Raw genomic sequence first — 18,676 nt, 5'->3', positions numbered from 1 at the left:
GTCTGGGGGCGCTCAGTAATATCCACGCGGACGCAGCGGCTCGACGCCGCCGACGTTGCTCATATAGGTCTTCCACTGGTCGACGAGCGTGCCGATCACCGACGGGTTCTGCGCCGACACGTCGGTCGTCTCGCCGCGATCCGACGCGAGGTCGTAAAGCTGCCAATGGCCGTCGAGCGGCCCGAGCGGCGGCTCGGTCCACAGCGCCTTCCAGCGGCCGTCGGCGCTGCGCAGGTACGCGCGGCCGTACGCTTCGTCGCCGAACGGCGCCGTATGCACCTCGCCCGTCGCCGAGCCGGTGAGCACCGGCAGCAGCGACTGGCCCGTGACCGGGTACACGTAGCGGTTGTTGTAGATCACCTTGCCCTTGTTCTGGTCGACGCCCGTCAGCGTGTTGACGAGCGGCGGCGCCGGCTGCGACGGCGGCGTGACGCCCGCGACCGCGAGGAAGGTCGCCGTGTTGTCGGTCACATGGGTGAACGCGCGCAGCGTCGGCAGTTGCTGCGACTGGCCGGGCAGGCGCACGATCGTCGGCGTCGATACGCCGCCTTCGGCCGAGTAGCCCTTCGTGTGCCGGAACGGCGACGCGCTCACTTCGGCCCAGCGCAGCCCGTACTGCAGGCGTTGCGCGTTCTGCTTGCCGTTGTCGGTGCCGAGCGCCGAATAGGTCGGCTCCTGCGCGTTCGCGGTATCGGTCGCCGTCGGGTCCGCGCCGGAATCGATCGGCCAGCCTTCCGCGCCGTTGTCCGACTGGAACATGATGAACGTGTTGTCGTATTCGCCGATGTCCTTCAGGTGCTGGATCAGCAGGCCGATGTTGTAGTCGAGGTTCTCGACCATCCCCGCGTAGATCTCCATGTAGCGCGCCTGCGCACGGCGCTCGGCCGGCGACAGGCTCGACCACAGCTTGTCGACCTTGCCGGTGCCGTAGTCGCTGTAGCCGTCCGCGGCCGAATGCACCGCGCTGATGTATTTCGCGCTCGCGGTGCCGTTGTTCGCGGTCGCGGGCGACGCCGCCGTCGTTTCAGGCACGCCGTCGAACGGCTTGAAGTCGGCGGGAATCAGGCCGAGCGCTTTCTGCCGCGCGATCCGCGCGTTGCGGATCGCGTCGTAGCCGGCGTCATAGACGCCCGCGTACTTGTGCAGCCACGGTTCGGGCACCTGCAGCGGCCAGTGCGGCGACGTGTACGCCGCGTACGCGAAGAACGGCTTGCCGTCGCGCTGGTTCGAATCGATGTACGAGATCAGCTTCTGCGTATAGAAATCGGTCGAATAGAACACGGCCGGGCTGCCGCCCGTGCCGCCAGGCTGCCCGGGCTGGCCAGGCTGCACGTAGCGGCCGTCCTCCGTGTAGTTCGACGAGCCTGCCGGCTCGTGCGCGAAGTGGTTGGTCGCCGCACCGCCGAGCAGCACGTAGCTGCGCTCGAAGCCCCACTGGTCGGGCGTCTGCCCGCTGCCCGTCGCACTGCCGACGATCCCCGAGCCGATGTGCCACTTGCCCGCGATATACGTGTGGTAGCCGGCGTCCTTCAGCAGTTGTGCGAACGACAGCGCGCGGTCGTTCAGGTAGCCCTCGTAGCCGGGCAGCCCGCGCCGCTCGTCGGTCGGCACGCCCATCGTGCCTTCGCCGACGAGATGGTGATCGGTGCCGGACACCAGCATCGCACGCGTGATCGCGCAGACAGTGCCGGTGTGATGGTTCGACAGGATGCGGCCCGATGCAACGAGCGCGTCGAGGTTCGGCGTGTTGATCTCGCCGCCGAATGCATGGATGTCGGAATAGCCGAGATCGTCGGCCATGATGTACAGGATGTTCGGGCGTTTCGCGGCCTGCGGCGGTGTTGTATTGGCCGGCGGAGGCGGCGAGTCGCTGTCGACGCCGCCGCACGATGCGAGCGACAACGCGCCGGCGATCGCGGCGCAGACGACACGGAAACGGAAAGCATGCAACGGCGACGCGGACTTTTTCATTAGCGTGAACGCTCGATCTACGGGACCGGCGATCTTAGCGTCGCGCGCGCGGCGCCCAAAGTCGGATTCGTCACATGCTAACGGGGTGCGGGAATATGCGATGCGGGCCCGATGCAGGTCGTTTTTCGCGACCCGCGCCGCGATGCGTCAGCTGCGCCCGCCGAGGCTGCCGCCGCCGTCCACGGCCAGCACCTGCCCCGTGACGAAACCGGCTTCGTCGGACAGGAAGAACGCGATCGCGGCCGCCACGTCGTCGGGCGTACCGAGCCGGCGCGCGGGAATCGTCGCGAGCACCTTGCGCTCGGCTTCGCTGCCGACCGGCCGCGTCTGCCGGAACAGTTCGGTCTCGATCGGGCCCGGCGCAACTGCATTGACGGTCACGCCATGCTCGGCAAGTTCGAGCGCCCACGTGCGCGTGCAGCCGACGAGCGCGTTTTTCGCGGCCGAATACGCGGTGCGATCGAGGCTGCCGAAAATCGCGCGGCTGCATATGTTGACGATGCGCCCGTGGCCGCGCGCCTTCATCGCGTCCGCGAAGTGCTGAGTGACCTGGATCGCGGCACGCACGTTCAGATCGAACACGATCTGCAGCGACTGGAAATCGATCTGCCCGAGCGGCTGCGGCAACACGATGCCGGCGTTGTTGACGATGCCGTCGACGTCGTGCCGCTCGCTGATGTGCGCAAGGGTTGCCGCCGTCTGTTCGATGTCGGCAAGATCGCATGCGAGCAATTCGCCGGGGAAGTCGATGCCCTGCGCATGCCGCGCGAGGCCGATGACGCGATGGCCGCGCTGCGCAAGTGTTGCGCTGATCGCGAGGCCGATGCCGCGTGACGCGCCGGTGACGAGATAGGTGCGGGATGACATGTGTGTCCCTTCGGCGACGAGTCCGGAACGGCGCGGCACGTGCGTGGTCGCCTGGCGCGCACGTGCTCCGCTCGATTGTGCCGCAGCGGCGCAAAACGCGTACGGTCGTCACCTTCGATTCGTCTACGTCACATGCCCGTCGGTCAACCGGCCCGCCCCGCCGCGGCCGGCATTGCGCGCGGACCGTCGAGCGGCCGGTACGACGCTCCCCATACCCTCGCCATACTTGGTACGGAAACGTTAGGAAAAGTCCTAAGACGGTAAAGAAGGGCTGCGAAATTATTCGGATCACAACACTCGGGGAATTTAGGCGACTGGTCGGCATATCGACATCGTCGCTACCCTGAACACTTGAGGGAAGCAAAAAAAGAAAAGAAGTCTGTGCTCGACGAGCGCACGCCGATCTAAACTCGATCGATCTGCTCGACAACCTGATAGAGTTGTCGGGTAAGCCGGAGCAGGGAGTATGTAAGAATTTCACGACCGATCCGGAGAAAGACCAGATGTCGAAATGCCCGAGTTTTTTCGAAGCCTTCCAAGCAAACATGACCGCGTTGCATATGCCCGTTCCAACGACACTTTTCGCAACACTGCAAACGTCCGTCGCAAGCGTAGCCGCAATGATGGGTGTCTTAAAGACGTTAGGTGCAGATGCAACGGTCGGGGAACTGATTAGCGCAACAACGAAGTTGGAAGTGGTCACCATCGGCAGTTCGATTCTTGGCAGCATCTACCTGGGCGCGGTTATTGGTAGCTTGATGGTCGCAACCGATACCGCACTGGCATGCGGAGTCGGCAAGCACGGAAACAATATGTCTTTGGCGGTCGCTCAATGGGGCACACGCTACGGACTCGCAGTTCATCCTTTGGTTATGGCTCAAATCCTGCGCCATCCTGAAGTGCTTGTACCGGGCCCGCATAGCTATCTCGGTTTGAAGGCGAACACGGCGATCCGGGGTGTGCGATGAAGTGGATCGCAGATCGATTGCTTCTCATCGTTACGGCGTTGATTTTCACGGCCGTAGGCTGGACGATCATCAGCGCGACCGGCGAATGGTTTCCGATCTTGATGATGTTGACTGCGTTCGCTTCGCTGTGGATCGATAACACGCGCCTGCGCAAGCTACTCGAACAAAACGGTATCGATCCGCGACGATGCAAGCGTTAGTCGCTCGCGCAGAAAAGCCCGCTACGCGCGGGCTTTTCTTCATCCGTATGGATCACGCACACGACTCCGGAAGTGTGCACCACCACGGCACATGTGCGTAGCCAAGTATCATGATCCTTGCCGGCATATCTTCGATACGCGAAAACAACGCACGTCATTCTTCCTCATCGAATTCGACATGAAGACAACGCTTGCCCTCAGGATGCTGGTCCGCACTGCACTTCTGGCAGCTTCCTTCTGGATCGCCGGGGCGGTACACGCCGCCTCCTTCAATTGCCATCTGGCTAAACACCCGGCGGAGCAAACGATATGTGCCGTCCCCGAGTTGTCGAAACTCGATGATCAGCTTGCGATCGCGTGGTCGCTCGCGCCACAACGCATCGACAGGGGGCGCGGTGACTCCGGCCTCAATGAATTGAAGAACTATCAGCGCGGCTGGCGAATCCAACGGGATGCCTGCGGACATGACGTCGACTGCCTGCGCACTAGTTATCTCCGGCGGCTGCAGCAGCTTTCCGTGCCGGATCCCGAAACCGTGCTCGACATCAACGACTTCCATTGGTCGCAAACCTGGACGCTCATCGAGATTTCGTCCAAGCCGCTCCCACGCAAGCGCGGCGGAATGATCATGATTCTTGTCAACCCGTATGCCGATGCAGCACGGCTGACATTCGACGCATCATCATGGAACGGTGAAAACAGCGGACGAGAATACAAGGCCGATGCAGTTGTACGGGCCGACGGCAAGGCATTCCACGTTGGCTCCGACGGCTGCCAGCTCGATTTCGCCATTCACGGCGCGCAGATGGAGGTCAAGCAGCGCGGTCAATGCGGGAAAGTGCTCGGCCACGGCAGTGACGTCGATTTTCAAGGCACGTATATCGACGAAGCGCACGCTCCGAACAAGGGCTTCGAATTTGAATGATCGTCTAAACCGCACGTCGGCAGGCCGTTGTCACACGATCGACAGCGGCAACGCGAGGCGAGGCGCAGCCACAGGAACGGGCCGGCGAGCAACGCGACGACGCACGCATAGTGCAGCGCGAGAGAGGTAAGCGGATCGGCATAACGCAAGCCGAGCTTCAGGAACACGAAGCCGCTGGCCCACAGCAGCAGGAACAGCGCGGGGGCGATTCGCAACCAGCCGGGTTGCCGCGCGGTCATCGGAGTATCGATCGCTGTCATGCGCGCTCGAGTTGCGTCGTCGGATGGGCGCCTGCCCCGCTCGCGCCGGGGCTGTGTGCGAGCCGGCGCATCATCGGCGGATCAGGTGGTAGTGACATTCAGCACGGTCACCGCGATGCCGATGACGATCACGACCTGCAGCTTCCTGTTCATGACAGCGTGCCCCCGGATAGGCGTTGTGCGGTGATCACACGCAGCGTCAGTCGATCATGCGTGACGGGTTCAGGTCGCAATCGCGGCGCCGTGCGCCTCTCAGTCGTCCGACGCCAGCATCCGCGGAATCTCGTCGACCAACGCATCGATGACGACACGCACCTTCGACGGCACGTGGCGCGACGACGGCCGCACCGCGAACACCTCGGCGCCCGACACGCTGTTGCTGTCCATCACGAGCGCGAGGCGGCCGTCGCGCAGGTAAGGCGCCATCAGCCAGCATGGCAGCCACGCGAGGCCCGCGCCGGCAGCGGCCGCATCGGCGATCGCCTGCAGGTCGTCGAACCGCAGGCGGCCGGCCGCGCGATGGTCGTGCACCGCGCCGTCCGCACCGATGATCCGCCATGGTGCCGGCTGCCCGCCGCGCGAATACGCGATGCCGACGTGCGACGCGAGTTCGTCGAGCCCCGTCGGCCGGCCGTGACGTTCGAGATACGCGGGCGATGCGCAAATGCCCATCGTCTGTACGCCAAGCCGCCGCCCGACGAGCGTGCTCGTATCCGCAAGCTCGCCGATGCGCACCGCGACGTCGAAACCGTCGTTGATCAGGTCGGCCAGGCGATCGCTGAACGACACGTCGATCTCGAGCCGCGGATGACGCTCGACGAGGCGCCGCATGACGGGTGCCACGCATTGCCGCCCGAACAGCACGGGTACGCTGATGCGCAGCCGCCCCGACGGCTCGCGCCGGCCCGCGTCGAGCGCGGCCTCCGTTTCGCCGAGATCGGCCAGCAGCCGCCGGCACTGCTCGTAATAGACGAGCCCTTCGTCGGTCAGGCTGAGCTGGCGCGTCGTGCGCTGCAGCAGCCGCGCGCCGAGACGGCGTTCGAGCCGCGCGACGACCTTCGCGACGGCCGAACGCGTGACGCCGATGCGCAGCGCCGCCGCCGCGAAGCTGCCCGACTCCACGACGTCGACGAATTCGGCGACGCCTCTCAGACGCTCGTCCATACGATTCCGCTCCGGTTGGATGACAGGTTTGTGTCCATGACGGCGACAGTCAGTGGCCGAATTCTCGCCAATGCATCCCCGTGCGCAACACTATGATAGTTCGACCTATCTCGAAAAAGGAGTCGACATGCACGCATGGCAAGTCAAACCCGGCGACGGCGCGGCCGGGCTCCGGCGCATCGACGCGACACGCCGGCCCGTCGGGCCGACCGACGTCGTCGTGAAGATCCACTCGGCAGGACTGAACTACCGCGACCTGATGTTCGCGCGCGGCGACTATCTCGGCATCGGCACGGACGCGCTGATTCCTGTCGCCGACGGCGCCGGCGAAGTCGTCGAAACCGGTCGCGACGTCACGCGCTTCAAGCCGGGCGATCGCGTGATCAACACGTACTTCCCGCGCTGGATCGACGGGCCGCCGACGCCGCAGAAAGTCTCGGGGTCGCCCGGCGCGCAATTCGACGGCGTGCTGGCCGAGCACTTCGTGTCCGACGAAGCAGCGCTGGTCGCGATCCCCGCGCATCTCGACTACGACGAAGCGGCGACGCTGTCGTGCGCGGGCATCACCGCGTGGAATGCGCTGTTCGCCGACGGCGGCGCGGGGCCTGGCTCGACCGTCGTGCTGCTCGGCACGGGCGGCGTCTCGATCGTCGCGCTGCAGCTTGCGCACGCGGCGGGGCTGCGCACGATCGTCACGTCGTCGAGCGACGCGAAGCTCGAACGCGCCCGCGCACTCGGTGCGGACGCAACGATCAACTATCGCGCGACGCCCGAGTGGGAGCACGAAGTGCTGCGGCTCACCGGCGGCTCGGGCGCGGATCTCGTCCTGGAAGTCGGTGGACACGACACGCTGCCGCGTTCGGTCGCCGCGACCAAGCTGGGCGGCGTCGTGTCGGTGATCGGCGGCGTCAGCGGCTTCGGCGGCCCCGAACTCGGGCTGCTTTCGCTGATCGGCGGCATTCGGCAATTGCACGGGATCATGGTCGGCAGCCGCGCGATGCTCGACGACGTCGTGCGGTTCGTCGATGCGAAGCGGATCAAGCCGGTAGTCGATCGCGTGTTCGGCTTCGACGAGGCACCGCAAGCGTATGCGTATCTGCAGTCGGGGCAGCATTTCGGCAAGGTCGTGATTCGCGTCGCGTCGTGATGGCCGGCCTGCTCGACCACGACTGGGTGCTGAATTTAGCGGCCGACGGGCAGGCCGCGCGCGTCGACTACCTGTTCACGCGCCACGGCGCACGGATCGACGAACGGCGCATCGTGCGGGCGCAGTCGGTCGCGATGTTGCAGACGATGCTCGAGCAGGCCGACATGTGCACGTGGTGCCCGACGATTCTCGCGGCCGTGCCACCGTTCGGCGAACGGATGCGACCGTTGCAACTGAAGGAGACGTTCGAGCCGCACGACCTCGGGATCGTCACACGCCGCAGCAGCACGCTGAGCGACGCCGCGCGCTGCTTCATCGACTGTTTGCTGCAAGTAATCCGCAAGCATGCGCGATCTGCGCGCAAGGAGGATCTTGCGATGTTCAGGACGGTTTCGCTGCTGATCTGACGGCCAGCGCCGCAACGGCCGATTGCGCGACCTGCCGCGGCCCGGCGCACCATGCGCCCGCGCCGCGGCATGCGTCGCGCGTCAGATCTTCGCGGTCAGCGTGATCCCGACCGTGCGCGGATCGCCGTACAGCACCGGATACGCGCCATACGACGGCAGCAGCTCGAGCTTCTTGTAAACCTTGTTCGTAAGGTTCGTCATGTAGCCCGTCACGATGTACTTCTGGTTCGGCGTCGTGTACGACACATGCGCATTCAGCACCGTATAACCGCCCTGCCAGAGCTGCGGCATCGTCTGCCGCGTCGCGCTGAAGTATTCGCGGCTGCGGTAGTTCACGTCGCCACCTGCCGTCAACGTGCCGAATGGCACCGGAACGCGATAGTCGAAGCCCGCGTTCAGCGTCGTATGCGGCGAGCGCGCGAACGAGTTGCCGACGGCGGTCGGCACGTAGCGGAACTCCGTGAAGCGCGTGTTCAGCATCCCGAGGTTCGCGAACAGGTAGAGGCTGTTGACCGGCTGTGCCTTCAGCTCCAGCTCGAAGCCGTCCGCGCGACCCTGCCCCGCGTTCGACAGCGTCGACACCGGCGGCCCGCCGAACGGGTTCGGCGCGAGCGCGAACACCTGGATGTCGCGATAGTCGTAGTGGAACACGCTCGCGTTGACGATCAGCCGCTTGTCGAACCACTCGCTCTTGATGCCGACCTCGTAGTCGGTCAGGTACTCGGGCGAAACGGTCGACACCGTGCTCTGCGTATATGCGTTGCCGTTGTAACCGCCCGAGCGGAAGCCGCGCGCATAGCGGAAATACGCGCGCACGTTGTTGCTGAGCGCGTATTCGGGCGTAAGATCCCAGGTCGGCGCGCGCCACGTGTTCGTCTGGTTCTGCTGCGCGCTGACCGCGAGCGGCGACGACACCGACGACGGCGACCACCAGCTGTTCGGATCGCTGAACGTCACATTGCCCGCTCCCTGCAGCCCCGTCAGGTTGATGGTCTTGCGCTCGATCGTGTAACGCAGCCCGCCCGTCACGTTGAAGCGGTCGGTGAACCGGTACTTGATGCTGCCGAAGATCGCCACGCTCTGCGTGTGCTGCGTGAGGTCGGTCAGATGGTAGAACGCGGGCGACGGCGAGCCCGGCAGGCCGCCGCCGGCGCCCTGCTCGGCCAGTTGCTCGGTGAACAGATGCGTGCCGACGAGCCAGCTCAGCCGGTCGTTCTGCGGCGATTCGAGCCGGAACTCCTGCGAGAACTGGCGGCTCGACAGGCGGTCATGCGAACGTGCCGCATCGAACGGCGAATAGTCCTCGTCGTCCTGGTACCAGCGGTGCAGCCCTTCGAACGCGGTGATCGACGTCAGCGACACCGCCGGGTTGATGCGCCAGTGCGCGGTGAGCGACGTGCCCCACGACGAGATGTGATCGCTCGACGGCGCATTGAGCGACACCGTGTACGGATCGGTCGATCCGACGAAGCCGAACTGGTTCGCGCCGCCCCGCCCCGCGCCTTCCGCGTGCCACGCATTGCCGCCGCCCGTGTAGTTGCGGCCGTGGATGTTGAACAGGAAATCGGTGTCCGGAGTCGGCACGGCCAGCACCTGGAAACGCACCGCGTTGTCGTGAAAGCCGCCGAAGCGCCCCTGCTGCGCGGTGTTCGTGTAGAAGCTGTCGGCATTCTCGTGATACACCGACACGCGCGCGGCCAGCACGTCGTTCTTGCCGATCGGCCCGCCGATCGCGGCTTCCGCAAGCCGGCTGTTGTACTGGCCGAGGCCGAGCTTGCCGTAGCCGCTCACGTCGAAGGTCGGCTTCTGCGACGTGATGCTGAGCGCGCCGCCGACGGTATTCTTGCCCCACAGCGTGCCCTGCGGCCCGCGCAGCACCTCGATGCGATCGAGGTCGAACAGCGGAAAGCCCTGCCCGAACACGCTGTTGATGTACACGTCGTCGAAGTACACACCGATCGGGCTCAGCGACAGGTCCGACGGATCGTTGCTGCCGACACCGCGCAGGAACCAGCGCGGCCGCTCGCGGCCCTCGGTCGATTGCCCGGTGAAGTTCGGCACGTACTTCGTCACGTCGTTGATCACGCGCAACTCGTTGTTCTTGATCGCGTCGCCACTCAGCGCGCTCACCGCGACCGGCACGTCCTGGATGCTTTCCTTGCGCCGGCGCGCGGTCACGGTCACCGTGCCGAGATTCGTTTCGCGTGCGGCCGCGCCGCGATTCGCATGGGTCGCCTTCGGCGCGGCCGCAGTTGCATCATCCGACGCCTGTGGTGCCGGCTTCGCGTCCGGCACCTCCGCTGCCGCCACGCCGTCCTCTGCCCACGCGGGCAACGATACGGTGCCGCCCGTCAGCAGTCCCCCCAGCGCGGTGACGATTAGTTTTTTCCTGAACATCGATGAGTCATCCTGTTTGATCGGTTGAACGCACGTGCGTGCGCGACGCACGGGTTCTGTATTGCAATTCGGATGCCAGCATCGAAAAGACCGTCGCGCGGGGCTTCCGGCGCCCGTGCGGCTCGCGTGTTGCTGCATACGCATCTGTGAGGAGCGGCGAACTGTTTGCCACGCAACACCGCCGCAGCGCGCGACATCCGCCCCGAAGGCGATCAGGACAGTTTCGCGGGCAACGGTCGCAGCGCGCCGCGACGCACGTGCGCAAGCCGCAGCGCGAACGCAACCAGCACGACCACGGGCAGCCAGCACAGAAACACGACCGGCAATCCGACGAACGGCGCGAGCGCGCTACCGGCCAGCGGGCCGCAGAACGCGCCGGTCATCGACGCGAGGTTGTAGAGGCTCGACACCTGGCTCTTGTCGGCAGGATGGCGGCCCAGATGCTGCATGTTGACGAGATGCAGCATCGACGAACCGGCGCACAGCGCGGCGAGCCCCGCGCCGACGATCCACGCGTCGCGCGCGAGGCCGAGTGCGAGCAGCCCGGCGATGCCGCCCGCGAGACTGAGGGCATGGCAACGACGCTCCGTCATCCGTTGCGCGACATGTCCGAGCCCGAACAGGGCAATCACCGCAACGGCACCCTGCAATGTCAGCAGCGCGACGGCGCGCGTCTGCGACAGTCCGAGTGACTGAATCGCGAGCACCACCGTATACGTGCCGGCGAGCGAGCGTGTCGCGCTGTTCACGGCCTCCAGCACAAGCTGCTCGCGTACATCGTGGCTCCAGGCAAGCGCAAGCAACTTGCGCAGCCCGCCAGTTTCGTGCCGCGCACGGCGCGGCGGCTGCTCCGCGTCGCCGAGCAGCATTCGGCTGAACAGCGCCATGCCCGCGAAGCTCGCCGACGCCGCGCAAAACGTCGCGACCGCGCCGTGCGCGCCGGTTAGCCAGCTCGCGAGCCACGGCCCAACCATGCCCGTCCCGACCGACATGGCCGCGCGATACCAGCCCGCGCGCGCCAGGCCGATCTGCGCGAGACGCGCGAGGAACACGCCGTTGATCGACACGATCCGGAACGGGATGCACAGCCCGATCAACCCTTGCGTGAGTGCGATCAGCGACCACGCGCCGGTGAACGGCACGACGAGATTGAGCAGCATCGGCCCCAAGCTCGCGGCGAAGTACACGCGCCGCGCACCGTAGCGTGCGACGAGCAGCCCGGCCGGCAACGTCATCAACGCGATGCCGAGCGGCTCCATCGCGGCGATGACGCCGAGCCGCGTGCTGTCGACGCCGAGCGCCAACGCGTACAGCGTCGTCGCGAGCTGCGCCATGCTGATCGTCGTGCCGCTCGCGAGCGCCAGCAGCATGAAGCCGCCGGTGAAACGCTCGCGCCGCCATGCGTCGACGACGCGTGCCGGCACGCTCACCGCGCGGCGTCGCGAGACAGCGTCGCGATGCCGTCGAGTGCGCGCCGGTCGATCCATGCGTGCACGTCGAAGTCGGCAGGCAGGAACTGCCAGTCGACCAGGAAGCGCTTGAAATCGTCGATCGCGGCGATCGACGCGTCGTCGAGATCCGTGCGCAGCCGCCGATGGACGTCGGCGCCGTAGGCAAGCCGCAGCCAGTCGTGACCCGACCCCGTCTCGCGGCCGAGATAGCCGAGCACTTCCTGCTCATGCTCGCGCGCCCAGTCTTCGACATCGGTCACGCGCGCAAGGAAGCGGCTGACGATGTCGGGATGGCGCTCGAGCGTCGACGCATTGACGGTCAGCGGCCGCGGCGAGCCGTTGTTGATGCGGATCTGCGGATCGGGATGAAAACCGATGTCGACGACCGCTTGTGCGCCGATCAGGTGCGCGGTTTCCAGCCCGAGCGAACCCTTCACGTAGATCGCGTCGACGTCACCGCGCACGAGCGCCGCCGCCTCGGCCGCATAGAGCCGCCGGCTCGACAGGCTCGCGGGATGGTTGAATGCCGCGTCGCGGCTGACCGGTGTCGATACGGGCACGCGCAGGTTCGACGCGGGCACGTCGACCCATTCGACGTCGCCGGGGCCAAGCCCGTCGAGCGACAGTGCGCTGACGAAGCCGCGCAGCGCCGCCGCGCGGAAGATGTCGATGCGCTCGCCGTCGCGGCGCGGCAGGCCGATGCGGCGTCCGCGCAGGTCCTTCGGCTGCTTCAGGCCGGTTTCCGGCAGCGCGACGATCGCCTGCGCCTCGTCGACCCAGGTCAGCGCGACCATGCGCGTGTCCGCGCCGGCCGCGCGTGCCCACAGCGCGGGAATGCTGCCGCCCTGCCGGAACGCGTTGTCGAGCGAATGATCGACATGCGCATGATGCAGCGCCGCGTGCTGGTTCTCCTGCAGCGCGTGCACGGTGATGCCGTCGCCGGCGAATTCGCTGTCGAGCCAGCCTAGATGCGCGGCGATGCCGAGCGGCGTCGGCACCGGACAGCGCGTGTACCAGATCGAACGGACGTTGTGTGAAGCCGTGGTGCTCATGGATGCGTTCGGAAAAAGAGTCGTGAAAGGCCCATCAGCCGCGCGGCGCGGTAAGCACCGACAGCCGCGTGATCCCCGCATGCTCGATCGCGGCCATCAGCTTCGCGACGGTGCCGTACGGCACGTGCTCGTCGGCCTGCAGGTCGAGCGCGACGTCGGGCCGGCCGGCCTTCAGCGCGGCCAGCTCGGCGGGTACCTCGGCGAGCGCGACCACGCGCTTGTCGAGATACACGACACCCTTGTCGTCGACGCTCACGGTGACGTTCGGCTTGCGGTCGGCCGGCGAAGTAGCGACGGTGTTCGGGAGATTCACGTGCACCGCGTTGTTGAGCAGCGGCGCCGTGACGATGAACGCGACGAGCAGTACGAGCATCACGTCGACGAGCGGCGTGATGTTGATTTCGCTAAGCACGTCGTCGTTGTCGGAAGAGGACGAGAAAGCCATTATGCGAACGCCTCCTGACGGGTTTCGCCGGCACGGTGTACCGGCGTGGCGGCAGGTGCGGCGGCCGGCACGCGGAAGCCGGCCTTCTGCGCGAGCGTGACGAAGTCGGTTGCGAACGCATCGAGATCGGCCGACGCGGCCTTCACGCGGCGCACGAAGAAGTTGTACGCGAGCACGGCCGGCACGGCGACCGCGATGCCGATCCCGGTCGCGACGAGCGCCTCGCCGATCGGCCCGGCGACGACGTCGATGCTCGCCGACGCGCTGTGCGTGATCGCGGTCAGCGCGTGGATGATGCCGAACACGGTGCCGAACAGCCCGACGAACGGCGCGGTGCTGCCGATCGACGCGAGCACCGCGAGTCCCGCCTCCTCGCGCCGGCGCGCGTTGTGGATCTGCTGCCGCAGATGGCGTTCGAGCAGGTCGTGGCGGCTCCAGCTGTGTTCGAGATCGTGCGCGCTGCTCTCGTCGGCGCGACGCAACGCGTCGAAGCCGGTCGCGGCGAGTTCGCCTACCGGGCTGTTCGCGCCGTCGAGCGCGGCCGCCTCGTGGAAGCTGTTCGCGGCCCAGAACGCGCTGACGTAACGCCGGTTGCGCGCGCTCGCCCGCAGGCTCTGGATCGCCTTCACAACGATCAGCGTCCACGTGACGACGGAAAAGACGGCGAGCAGCCAGAGCGCGCCCTGAACGATGAAGGTGGTCGGAATACCGTTCATGATGTGAGTTCCTTGAAAAATGTGGCAGGCTGCCCGGCGGGTCAGCCCAGCTTGAAATCGATCGGCACGTTGACCCAGCCGTCGACAGCCTCGTCGCCGCGCTTCGCGGGCACGAACGTCCAGCGCTTCACGGCGTTCACCGCCGCGTTGTCGAGCATGCGGCGGCCGCTGCTCGTACGAACGTCGACGGAATCGGGCGTGCCGTTCGCGAGCACATGCACGCGCAGCACGACGCGCCCTTCCCAGCCCTGGTCCTGCGCGAACGCCGGATAGTCGGGCGCCGGGTTGCGCAGGTAAGCCGCGTCGCCGATCGGCGCGATTTCGCGCACCGGTGCGGCAGGCGCGGGGACCTGCGCTGGGGTGGTCGGCGCGGCAGCGGTCGGTGCCAGTGCGGGCGCCGCGGCCGCTGCTTCTCGCGCCACCCGTGGCACGGCAGCCGGCGCGACCGCCTGATGCGGAACGGCCGCGCGTGGCTTCGGCGGGGTCGGCGCCTGCTGCAGCGGCTTCGGCTGCACGGTCGGCGGCGGCGGATGCGCGGCCTGCGGCAACGGTTCAGGCGGTCGCGTCAGCTCGACCGTCATCGGCAACGGCCTCGGCGGTTGCACGGGCGGTTCGGCGGGCGCACGCGCCGCCAATAAGGCGATACCTGCATGCAGCGTCGCGACGGCGAGTGCCACTGCGCCCGCGCCACGCCACCCGTTCGTCTGCGCGGGCCGCGCGTCCGTGCGCGCAGACGGCACCGCCGACGGCGGTCGTACCGCAGCCACCGCAACCGCGGCAGCCGCACGCGGCGCGGCGCGCGCCGCGTGCCGGCGCGCGGGCGGCACGCCGTATTCGATCGTCAGCCCTGTCATGTTCGACTCCTTGCAATGACGCGCCGCGGCACGCTACGCGACCCACGCATGACGATGCCGGTCGATCTGCGTGAACGGCGCCGGATCGACCCATGCGCGCGCATCGAAATCGCGCTCGAGAAACCCCCACTCGACGAGGAAATCCTTGAACGCGACCAGTCCGTCGATCGACGTCGGCGCGAGCCCGGTTTCCAGATGCCGGTGCACGTCCGCGCCGTATGCGTAGCGCACCCACTCGTCGGACGCGCGCGTTTCGCGGCCGATGTAGGCCACCGTCTCTGCCGGATGGCGCGTGGCCCAGTCGCCCGCGCCGACCACGACCGACAGGAAGCGGCTCACGAGATCGGGGCGCGCGTCGATCAGTGCGCGATCGACGGTCAGCGTGCGCGGCGTGCCGTTGCCGATCCGCACGAGCGGATCGGGGTGCGCGCCGAGATCGATGACGACCTGTGCGTCGATCAGGTGCACGGTTTCGAGACCCGCGACGCCTTTCACGAACACCGCGTCGACGTCGCCGCGCACGAGCGCCGCGATCTCGAGCCCGTACTCGTGCGGGCCGCGCGCAAACGATGCTGGCCCGGTGCGGCGCTCGCGTGTGTCTGGCAAGTCGACCCATTCGGCGTCGCCATGGCCGAGCCCTTCCAGTTCGAGCGCACTCAGGAAGCCCTTCAACGCGGCCGCGCGCCAGAAGTCGATGCTGATCGGATGGCGCGGCAGCCCGAGCCGCCGGCCGCGCAGATCACGCGCGGTGCGGATGCCGCGCTCGGGCAGCGTGACGATCGCCTGGAATTCGTTGGTCCACGACAGGCCGATCACGCACGTATCCGCGCCGCGTGCCCGCGCCCATAGCGCGGGAATGTTGCCGCCCTGCCGGAACGAGTGCGGCAGGCTGTGATCGAAATGCGATTCGCGCTTGTTGGCGTCGGCCGTCTCCTGCAGCGAATGAAGCGCGATGCCGTCCGGCCCGAACTCCTCGTCGAACCAGCCGCGATGCACGGCGATGCCGAGCGCGGTCGGCACCGGGCAGCGCGTGTACCAGAGTGCGTCGCAGGCCGTGGCCTGCGCAGCGAGTGTCGTCATGGTGAGTGTCCTTGTCGTTGGAATGCGGAGGATTGCCGCCGCGCTCAGGCGCCGGCCACGCGCAGCGCCGCATGCGTGCCGCGCGCGTTCAGCGCGCCGTCGACGAGCGGCAGCACTTCCTCGCCCACGCGGTACGCCTCCTCGAGATGCGGGTTGCTGGCGAGAATGAACGTCGATACGCCGATGTCCACGTATTCCGCGAGCCGTTCGGCCACCTGTTCGTGGCTGCCGACGATCACGCAACCGGGGCCGCCGCGGATCTGCGACATCCCGGCCCACAGGTTCGGGCCGACGATCAGGTCGTCGAAGTGCTGCGTATTGCCCTGGTGCAGCGCGAACTGGCGTTTCGCGCCGACCGATTCCGACGATTCGCCGCGCCCGCCGAAGCCGTTGCGCGTCGACGCGCCCACCGTCGCGAACATCTGCCGCAGCTCGGCCCACGCCTGTTCCTCGGTCTCGCGCGCCAGAACGTCGATGCGCATGCCGAAGCGTAGGTCGCGCTCGGCGTTCTGCCGGTCGAGCGCGCGGCGCGCCGCATCGATCACCTCCTTCTGTTTCGCGAGCGGCTCGCCCCAGCTCAGGTGCACGTCGCCGTGTTTCGCGGCGACCGCGAGCGCGGCATCGCTCGCGCCGGCCAGATAGAGACGCGGCGGCTTCTGGCCGCTCAGCGGCGGCAGCAGGCCGCCGGCTTCGACGCGGTAGAAGCGGCCGTCGAACGTGAACGGCTCGCCGGCCGCCACGCCCTTCACGACATCGAGGAATTCGTCGGTGCGCGCATAACGACTGTCGTGATCGATGAAGTCGCCGTACGCGCGCTGGTCGGGGCCGCCGCCGCCCGTGACGACGTTCCACTCGACGCGGCCGCGGCTGATCCGCTGCAGGCTCGCGGCCATCTGCGCCGCATAGACGGGATGCACGAAGTGCGGCTGCAGCGCGATCAGCAGCCGCAGCCGGCGCGTCTCGCGCGCCAGCGCGGCCGCGACGACCCAAGGCTCCTCGGTAAAGCGGAAAATCGGAATCAGCGCGCCGTGGAAGCCGGCGATGTCGGCCGCGCGCGCGACCTGCGACAGATAGTCGATGTAGCCGAAATCGTCGTCGCCAACTTTCGGCGCGACGCGCGATGCGTGCTGGCGGTTCCATTCGCCGCGCGTATGCAGGTCGTGCGCGCGCCGGCCGTCGCCGTGCATCGGCAGGCGCCACAGAAATTCAACAGCCATCGGGATTCTCCTTGTCGGCCCGTTCGGATTGCGTGCGGCACCTGCGTGCCGCGCGTGTGCTGCGCTGTAAAGCACGCGGTGTGCCAACGCGCTCGCCACTGCGCGTGCGTGGCCGCCGATCAATGCACACGGCGCCTTACGGGTCGGGCGTCCACGGCAATCGGGCGGCGCGCGCCGATCGTCGCCGTTCACGCCGAAGCAGGCCCGTGCCGCGCTGCTGCATCGGCCGCACCGGTGCTGCATGCGCAACAGCGGCCGACGCGACTGTTGCTGACGCAACAGGCGATGCGCCGGCTCGCGCACCGCGCATCGCACGCGATGCCCGCGCCGTCTGCGACCTCGCCGTTTCCATTCGCTGGCCCGGAACTTGCAACGTTGACCGGCCCGCGCGGGCGACACCACCGTGCGCGACCGTGCATCGACCACGCTTACCCAGACAGGGAATCTCACACATGACAGACAGGCCCGATTCGTCATCGGACAAGCAGCAGACGTTCTGGTACGCGCGATCGCCCGTGCCGACCCCGCTCGGCATCGCCGTGCATCTCGGCTGGCTCAACGGCGAGACGTCGGCCGACGGCGTCGCGATCCGCTCGTCGCGCGGCGCCACGCGTCACGACGTGTCGTCGATCAGCGACCACACGCTGGCGCAGTCGTTTCGCCAGGGCGGCAGCATCCCCGCGATGTGGGCGCGCTCGAACGACGCGAACACGCGCGTGATCGGGCTGTCGTGGGTCGACGAATCGCAACTGATCCTCGCGCGGCCCGAGTCGGGCATCCGTTCCGTGAAAGCGCTGCGCGGGCGCCGGATCGCGATCCCGAGCCGCCCCGACGATCGCATCGACATCTTTCGCGCGTCGGCGCTGCGCGGCTTCGTCAACGCGCTGAGCCTCGACGGGCTGACCACGCGCGACGTCGAGCTCGTCGACGTATGCGCGCGCACGCTGCAGACCGTCGGGCCCCCGCGCGCGGCGAGCCTGTTCGCATCGCCGCACGGCTTTTCGAGCCGCGCGCTGTACGCGGCCGAAGCCGGCGCGCTGCTGCGCGGCGAGGTCGACGCGATCTACGTGAAGGGCTCGACGGGCCTCGAGATCGCGCAACTGATCGGCGCGCACGTCGTGATCGACATCGGCTTTCATCCGGAACGTTCGATCCGCAACAACAACGGCACGCCGCGTCCGCTGACCGTAAACGCGGACGTGCTCGCGAACCACCCGGACATCGTCGCCGGCTTCCTGAAGCTCGTCGTCGCCGCCGGCGACTGGGCGAGCACGCATCCCGACGAAACCACGCACTACGTGGCCGGCGAAACCGCGTCGTCGGTCGACTGGGTCCGCGCCGCGTACGGTAACCAGTTGCACCGGCACCTCGGCGTCAACCTCGACGACGAATCGGTCGCCGCGCTCGACGAGTTCAAGACGTTCCTGCACGACTGGGGTTTTCTGGAAGCCGACTTCGATGTCGCCGACTGGATCGACCCGCGTCCGCTCGCCGACGTGTTGCGGCCATCGCTGCAGAAACGTGCGTGAGCCCTTCTTCCGCCAACTCATCCGGA

The 18,676-nt window shown here is 67.2% G+C and carries 16 protein-coding genes and 2 pseudogenes; 6 read left to right on the top strand and 12 right to left on the bottom strand.

What is annotated here, in order from left to right:
- Window positions 1-12: 12 nt before the first annotated feature.
- Together MRS60_RS29045 and MRS60_RS29040 are read right to left on the bottom strand one after the other, a co-directional pair.
- On the bottom strand, window positions 13-1,971 hold the full coding sequence (locus tag MRS60_RS29045; RefSeq protein ID WP_105389743.1) for an arylsulfatase: 1,959 nt from the start codon (window positions 1,969-1,971) through the stop codon (window positions 13-15).
- A gap of 147 nt (window positions 1,972-2,118) precedes the next feature.
- Window positions 2,119-2,838, bottom strand: a complete 720-nt coding sequence (locus MRS60_RS29040) for an SDR family oxidoreductase (RefSeq protein WP_034182218.1) — start codon at window positions 2,836-2,838, stop codon at window positions 2,119-2,121.
- Between the two features lie 503 nt (window positions 2,839-3,341).
- Between MRS60_RS29040 and MRS60_RS29035 the strand changes: the two genes are divergently transcribed.
- The 3 genes from MRS60_RS29035 to MRS60_RS29025 all read left to right on the top strand — a co-directional run bounded on the left by MRS60_RS29035 (window position 3,342) and on the right by MRS60_RS29025 (window position 4,931).
- Window positions 3,342-3,806, top strand: a complete 465-nt coding sequence (locus MRS60_RS29035) for a hypothetical protein (protein ID WP_081938493.1) — start codon at window positions 3,342-3,344, stop codon at window positions 3,804-3,806.
- On the top strand, window positions 3,803-4,006 hold the full coding sequence (locus MRS60_RS29030; protein WP_243566098.1) for a hypothetical protein: 204 nt from the start codon (window positions 3,803-3,805) through the stop codon (window positions 4,004-4,006). The genes MRS60_RS29035 and MRS60_RS29030 overlap by 4 nt, the downstream gene beginning before the upstream one ends.
- 178 nt (window positions 4,007-4,184) lie before the next feature.
- The gene (locus MRS60_RS29025; protein ID WP_235212516.1) at window positions 4,185-4,931 is read left to right on the top strand and encodes a lysozyme inhibitor LprI family protein; all 747 of its coding nucleotides are present in this window, start codon (window positions 4,185-4,187) and stop codon (window positions 4,929-4,931) included.
- A 56-nt stretch (window positions 4,932-4,987) separates the two neighbouring features.
- On the opposite strand, the pseudogene MRS60_RS29020 reads toward MRS60_RS29025, so the two are convergent.
- Both MRS60_RS29020 and MRS60_RS29015 read right to left on the bottom strand, forming a co-directional pair.
- Window positions 4,988-5,191 (bottom strand): annotated as a pseudogene (locus MRS60_RS29020) (EamA family transporter); the annotation flags it as partial.
- A 252-nt stretch (window positions 5,192-5,443) separates the two neighbouring features.
- Window positions 5,444-6,355 carry a LysR family transcriptional regulator gene (locus MRS60_RS29015; RefSeq protein ID WP_034182028.1) on the bottom strand — a complete coding sequence of 304 codons (912 nt, stop codon included), beginning with the start codon at window positions 6,353-6,355 and terminating at the stop codon, window positions 5,444-5,446.
- Window positions 6,356-6,482: 127 nt separating this feature from the next.
- On the opposite strand from MRS60_RS29015, the gene MRS60_RS29010 reads away from it, so the two are divergent.
- On the top strand, window positions 6,483-7,502 hold the full coding sequence (locus MRS60_RS29010) for a zinc-dependent alcohol dehydrogenase family protein (protein ID WP_243566097.1): 1,020 nt from the start codon (window positions 6,483-6,485) through the stop codon (window positions 7,500-7,502).
- An 8-nt stretch (window positions 7,503-7,510) separates the two neighbouring features.
- A pseudogene (locus tag MRS60_RS29005) lies at window positions 7,511-7,909 on the top strand (LysR substrate-binding domain-containing protein); the annotation flags it as partial.
- Window positions 7,910-7,990: 81 nt separating this feature from the next.
- Here MRS60_RS29005 and MRS60_RS29000 read toward each other — a convergent pair.
- The 8 genes from MRS60_RS29000 to MRS60_RS28965 form a co-directional block, all read right to left on the bottom strand.
- Window positions 7,991-10,306: a TonB-dependent receptor gene (locus MRS60_RS29000; protein ID WP_243566095.1), complete on the bottom strand. Its 2,316-nt coding sequence runs from the start codon at window positions 10,304-10,306 to the stop codon at window positions 7,991-7,993.
- 212 nt (window positions 10,307-10,518) lie between these two features.
- Window positions 10,519-11,736 (bottom strand): MFS transporter, encoded by a 1,218-nt coding sequence (locus MRS60_RS28995; RefSeq protein WP_217588854.1) that lies wholly within the window; start codon window positions 11,734-11,736, stop codon window positions 10,519-10,521.
- On the bottom strand, window positions 11,733-12,809 hold the full coding sequence (locus MRS60_RS28990; RefSeq protein WP_243566094.1) for an ABC transporter substrate-binding protein: 1,077 nt from the start codon (window positions 12,807-12,809) through the stop codon (window positions 11,733-11,735). Before MRS60_RS28990 ends, MRS60_RS28995 begins: the two co-directional genes overlap by 4 nt.
- A 34-nt stretch (window positions 12,810-12,843) precedes the next feature.
- A complete protein-coding gene (locus MRS60_RS28985) occupies window positions 12,844-13,254 on the bottom strand; it encodes an ExbD/TolR family protein (RefSeq protein WP_243566093.1) in 411 nt (136 codons plus the stop codon).
- The gene (locus MRS60_RS28980) at window positions 13,254-13,970 is read right to left on the bottom strand and encodes a MotA/TolQ/ExbB proton channel family protein (RefSeq protein WP_243566092.1); all 717 of its coding nucleotides are present in this window, start codon (window positions 13,968-13,970) and stop codon (window positions 13,254-13,256) included. The genes MRS60_RS28985 and MRS60_RS28980 overlap by 1 nt, the downstream gene beginning before the upstream one ends.
- A gap of 41 nt (window positions 13,971-14,011) precedes the next feature.
- On the bottom strand, window positions 14,012-14,824 hold the full coding sequence (locus MRS60_RS28975) for an energy transducer TonB (RefSeq protein ID WP_243566091.1): 813 nt from the start codon (window positions 14,822-14,824) through the stop codon (window positions 14,012-14,014).
- Window positions 14,825-14,857: 33 nt separating this feature from the next.
- Window positions 14,858-15,904 carry an ABC transporter substrate-binding protein gene (locus MRS60_RS28970; protein WP_217588844.1) on the bottom strand — a complete coding sequence of 349 codons (1,047 nt, stop codon included), beginning with the start codon at window positions 15,902-15,904 and terminating at the stop codon, window positions 14,858-14,860.
- A gap of 44 nt (window positions 15,905-15,948) precedes the next feature.
- A complete protein-coding gene (locus MRS60_RS28965) occupies window positions 15,949-17,121 on the bottom strand; it encodes an LLM class flavin-dependent oxidoreductase (protein WP_243566090.1) in 1,173 nt (390 codons plus the stop codon).
- Window positions 17,122-17,573: 452 nt separating this feature from the next.
- Here MRS60_RS28965 and MRS60_RS28960 point away from each other — a divergent pair, with 452 nt between their 5' ends.
- A complete protein-coding gene (locus MRS60_RS28960) occupies window positions 17,574-18,650 on the top strand; it encodes an ABC transporter substrate-binding protein (protein ID WP_243566089.1) in 1,077 nt (358 codons plus the stop codon).
- The last annotated feature ends 26 nt before the right edge of the window (window positions 18,651-18,676 follow it).

Source organism: Burkholderia pyrrocinia, assembly GCF_022809715.1.
GTDB classification, from domain to species: Bacteria; Pseudomonadota; Gammaproteobacteria; order Burkholderiales; family Burkholderiaceae; genus Burkholderia; species Burkholderia pyrrocinia_C.
This window is presented reverse-complemented; position numbering and strand designations above follow the sequence as displayed.

Excerpts from the sequence above, each read along its gene's own strand:
- MRS60_RS29045 (WP_105389743.1), bottom strand. The coding sequence starts at position 1,971 with ATGAAAAAGTCCGCGTCGCCGTTGCATGCTTTCCGTTTCCGTGTCGTC.
- MRS60_RS29040 (WP_034182218.1), bottom strand. The coding sequence starts at position 2,838 with ATGTCATCCCGCACCTATCTCGTCACCGGCGCGTCACGCGGCATCGGC.
- MRS60_RS29035 (WP_081938493.1), top strand. The coding sequence starts at position 3,342 with ATGTCGAAATGCCCGAGTTTTTTCGAAGCCTTCCAAGCAAACATGACC.
- MRS60_RS29030 (WP_243566098.1), top strand. The coding sequence starts at position 3,803 with ATGAAGTGGATCGCAGATCGATTGCTTCTCATCGTTACGGCGTTGATT.
- MRS60_RS29025 (WP_235212516.1), top strand. The coding sequence starts at position 4,185 with ATGAAGACAACGCTTGCCCTCAGGATGCTGGTCCGCACTGCACTTCTG.
- MRS60_RS29015 (WP_034182028.1), bottom strand. The coding sequence starts at position 6,355 with ATGGACGAGCGTCTGAGAGGCGTCGCCGAATTCGTCGACGTCGTGGAG.
- MRS60_RS29010 (WP_243566097.1), top strand. The coding sequence starts at position 6,483 with ATGCACGCATGGCAAGTCAAACCCGGCGACGGCGCGGCCGGGCTCCGG.
- MRS60_RS29000 (WP_243566095.1), bottom strand. The coding sequence starts at position 10,306 with ATGTTCAGGAAAAAACTAATCGTCACCGCGCTGGGGGGACTGCTGACG.
- MRS60_RS28990 (WP_243566094.1), bottom strand. The coding sequence starts at position 12,809 with ATGAGCACCACGGCTTCACACAACGTCCGTTCGATCTGGTACACGCGC.
- MRS60_RS28985 (WP_243566093.1), bottom strand. The coding sequence starts at position 13,254 with ATGGCTTTCTCGTCCTCTTCCGACAACGACGACGTGCTTAGCGAAATC.
- MRS60_RS28980 (WP_243566092.1), bottom strand. The coding sequence starts at position 13,970 with ATGAACGGTATTCCGACCACCTTCATCGTTCAGGGCGCGCTCTGGCTG.
- MRS60_RS28975 (WP_243566091.1), bottom strand. The coding sequence starts at position 14,824 with ATGACAGGGCTGACGATCGAATACGGCGTGCCGCCCGCGCGCCGGCAC.
- MRS60_RS28970 (WP_217588844.1), bottom strand. The coding sequence starts at position 15,904 with ATGACGACACTCGCTGCGCAGGCCACGGCCTGCGACGCACTCTGGTAC.
- MRS60_RS28965 (WP_243566090.1), bottom strand. The coding sequence starts at position 17,121 with ATGGCTGTTGAATTTCTGTGGCGCCTGCCGATGCACGGCGACGGCCGG.
- MRS60_RS28960 (WP_243566089.1), top strand. The coding sequence starts at position 17,574 with ATGACAGACAGGCCCGATTCGTCATCGGACAAGCAGCAGACGTTCTGG.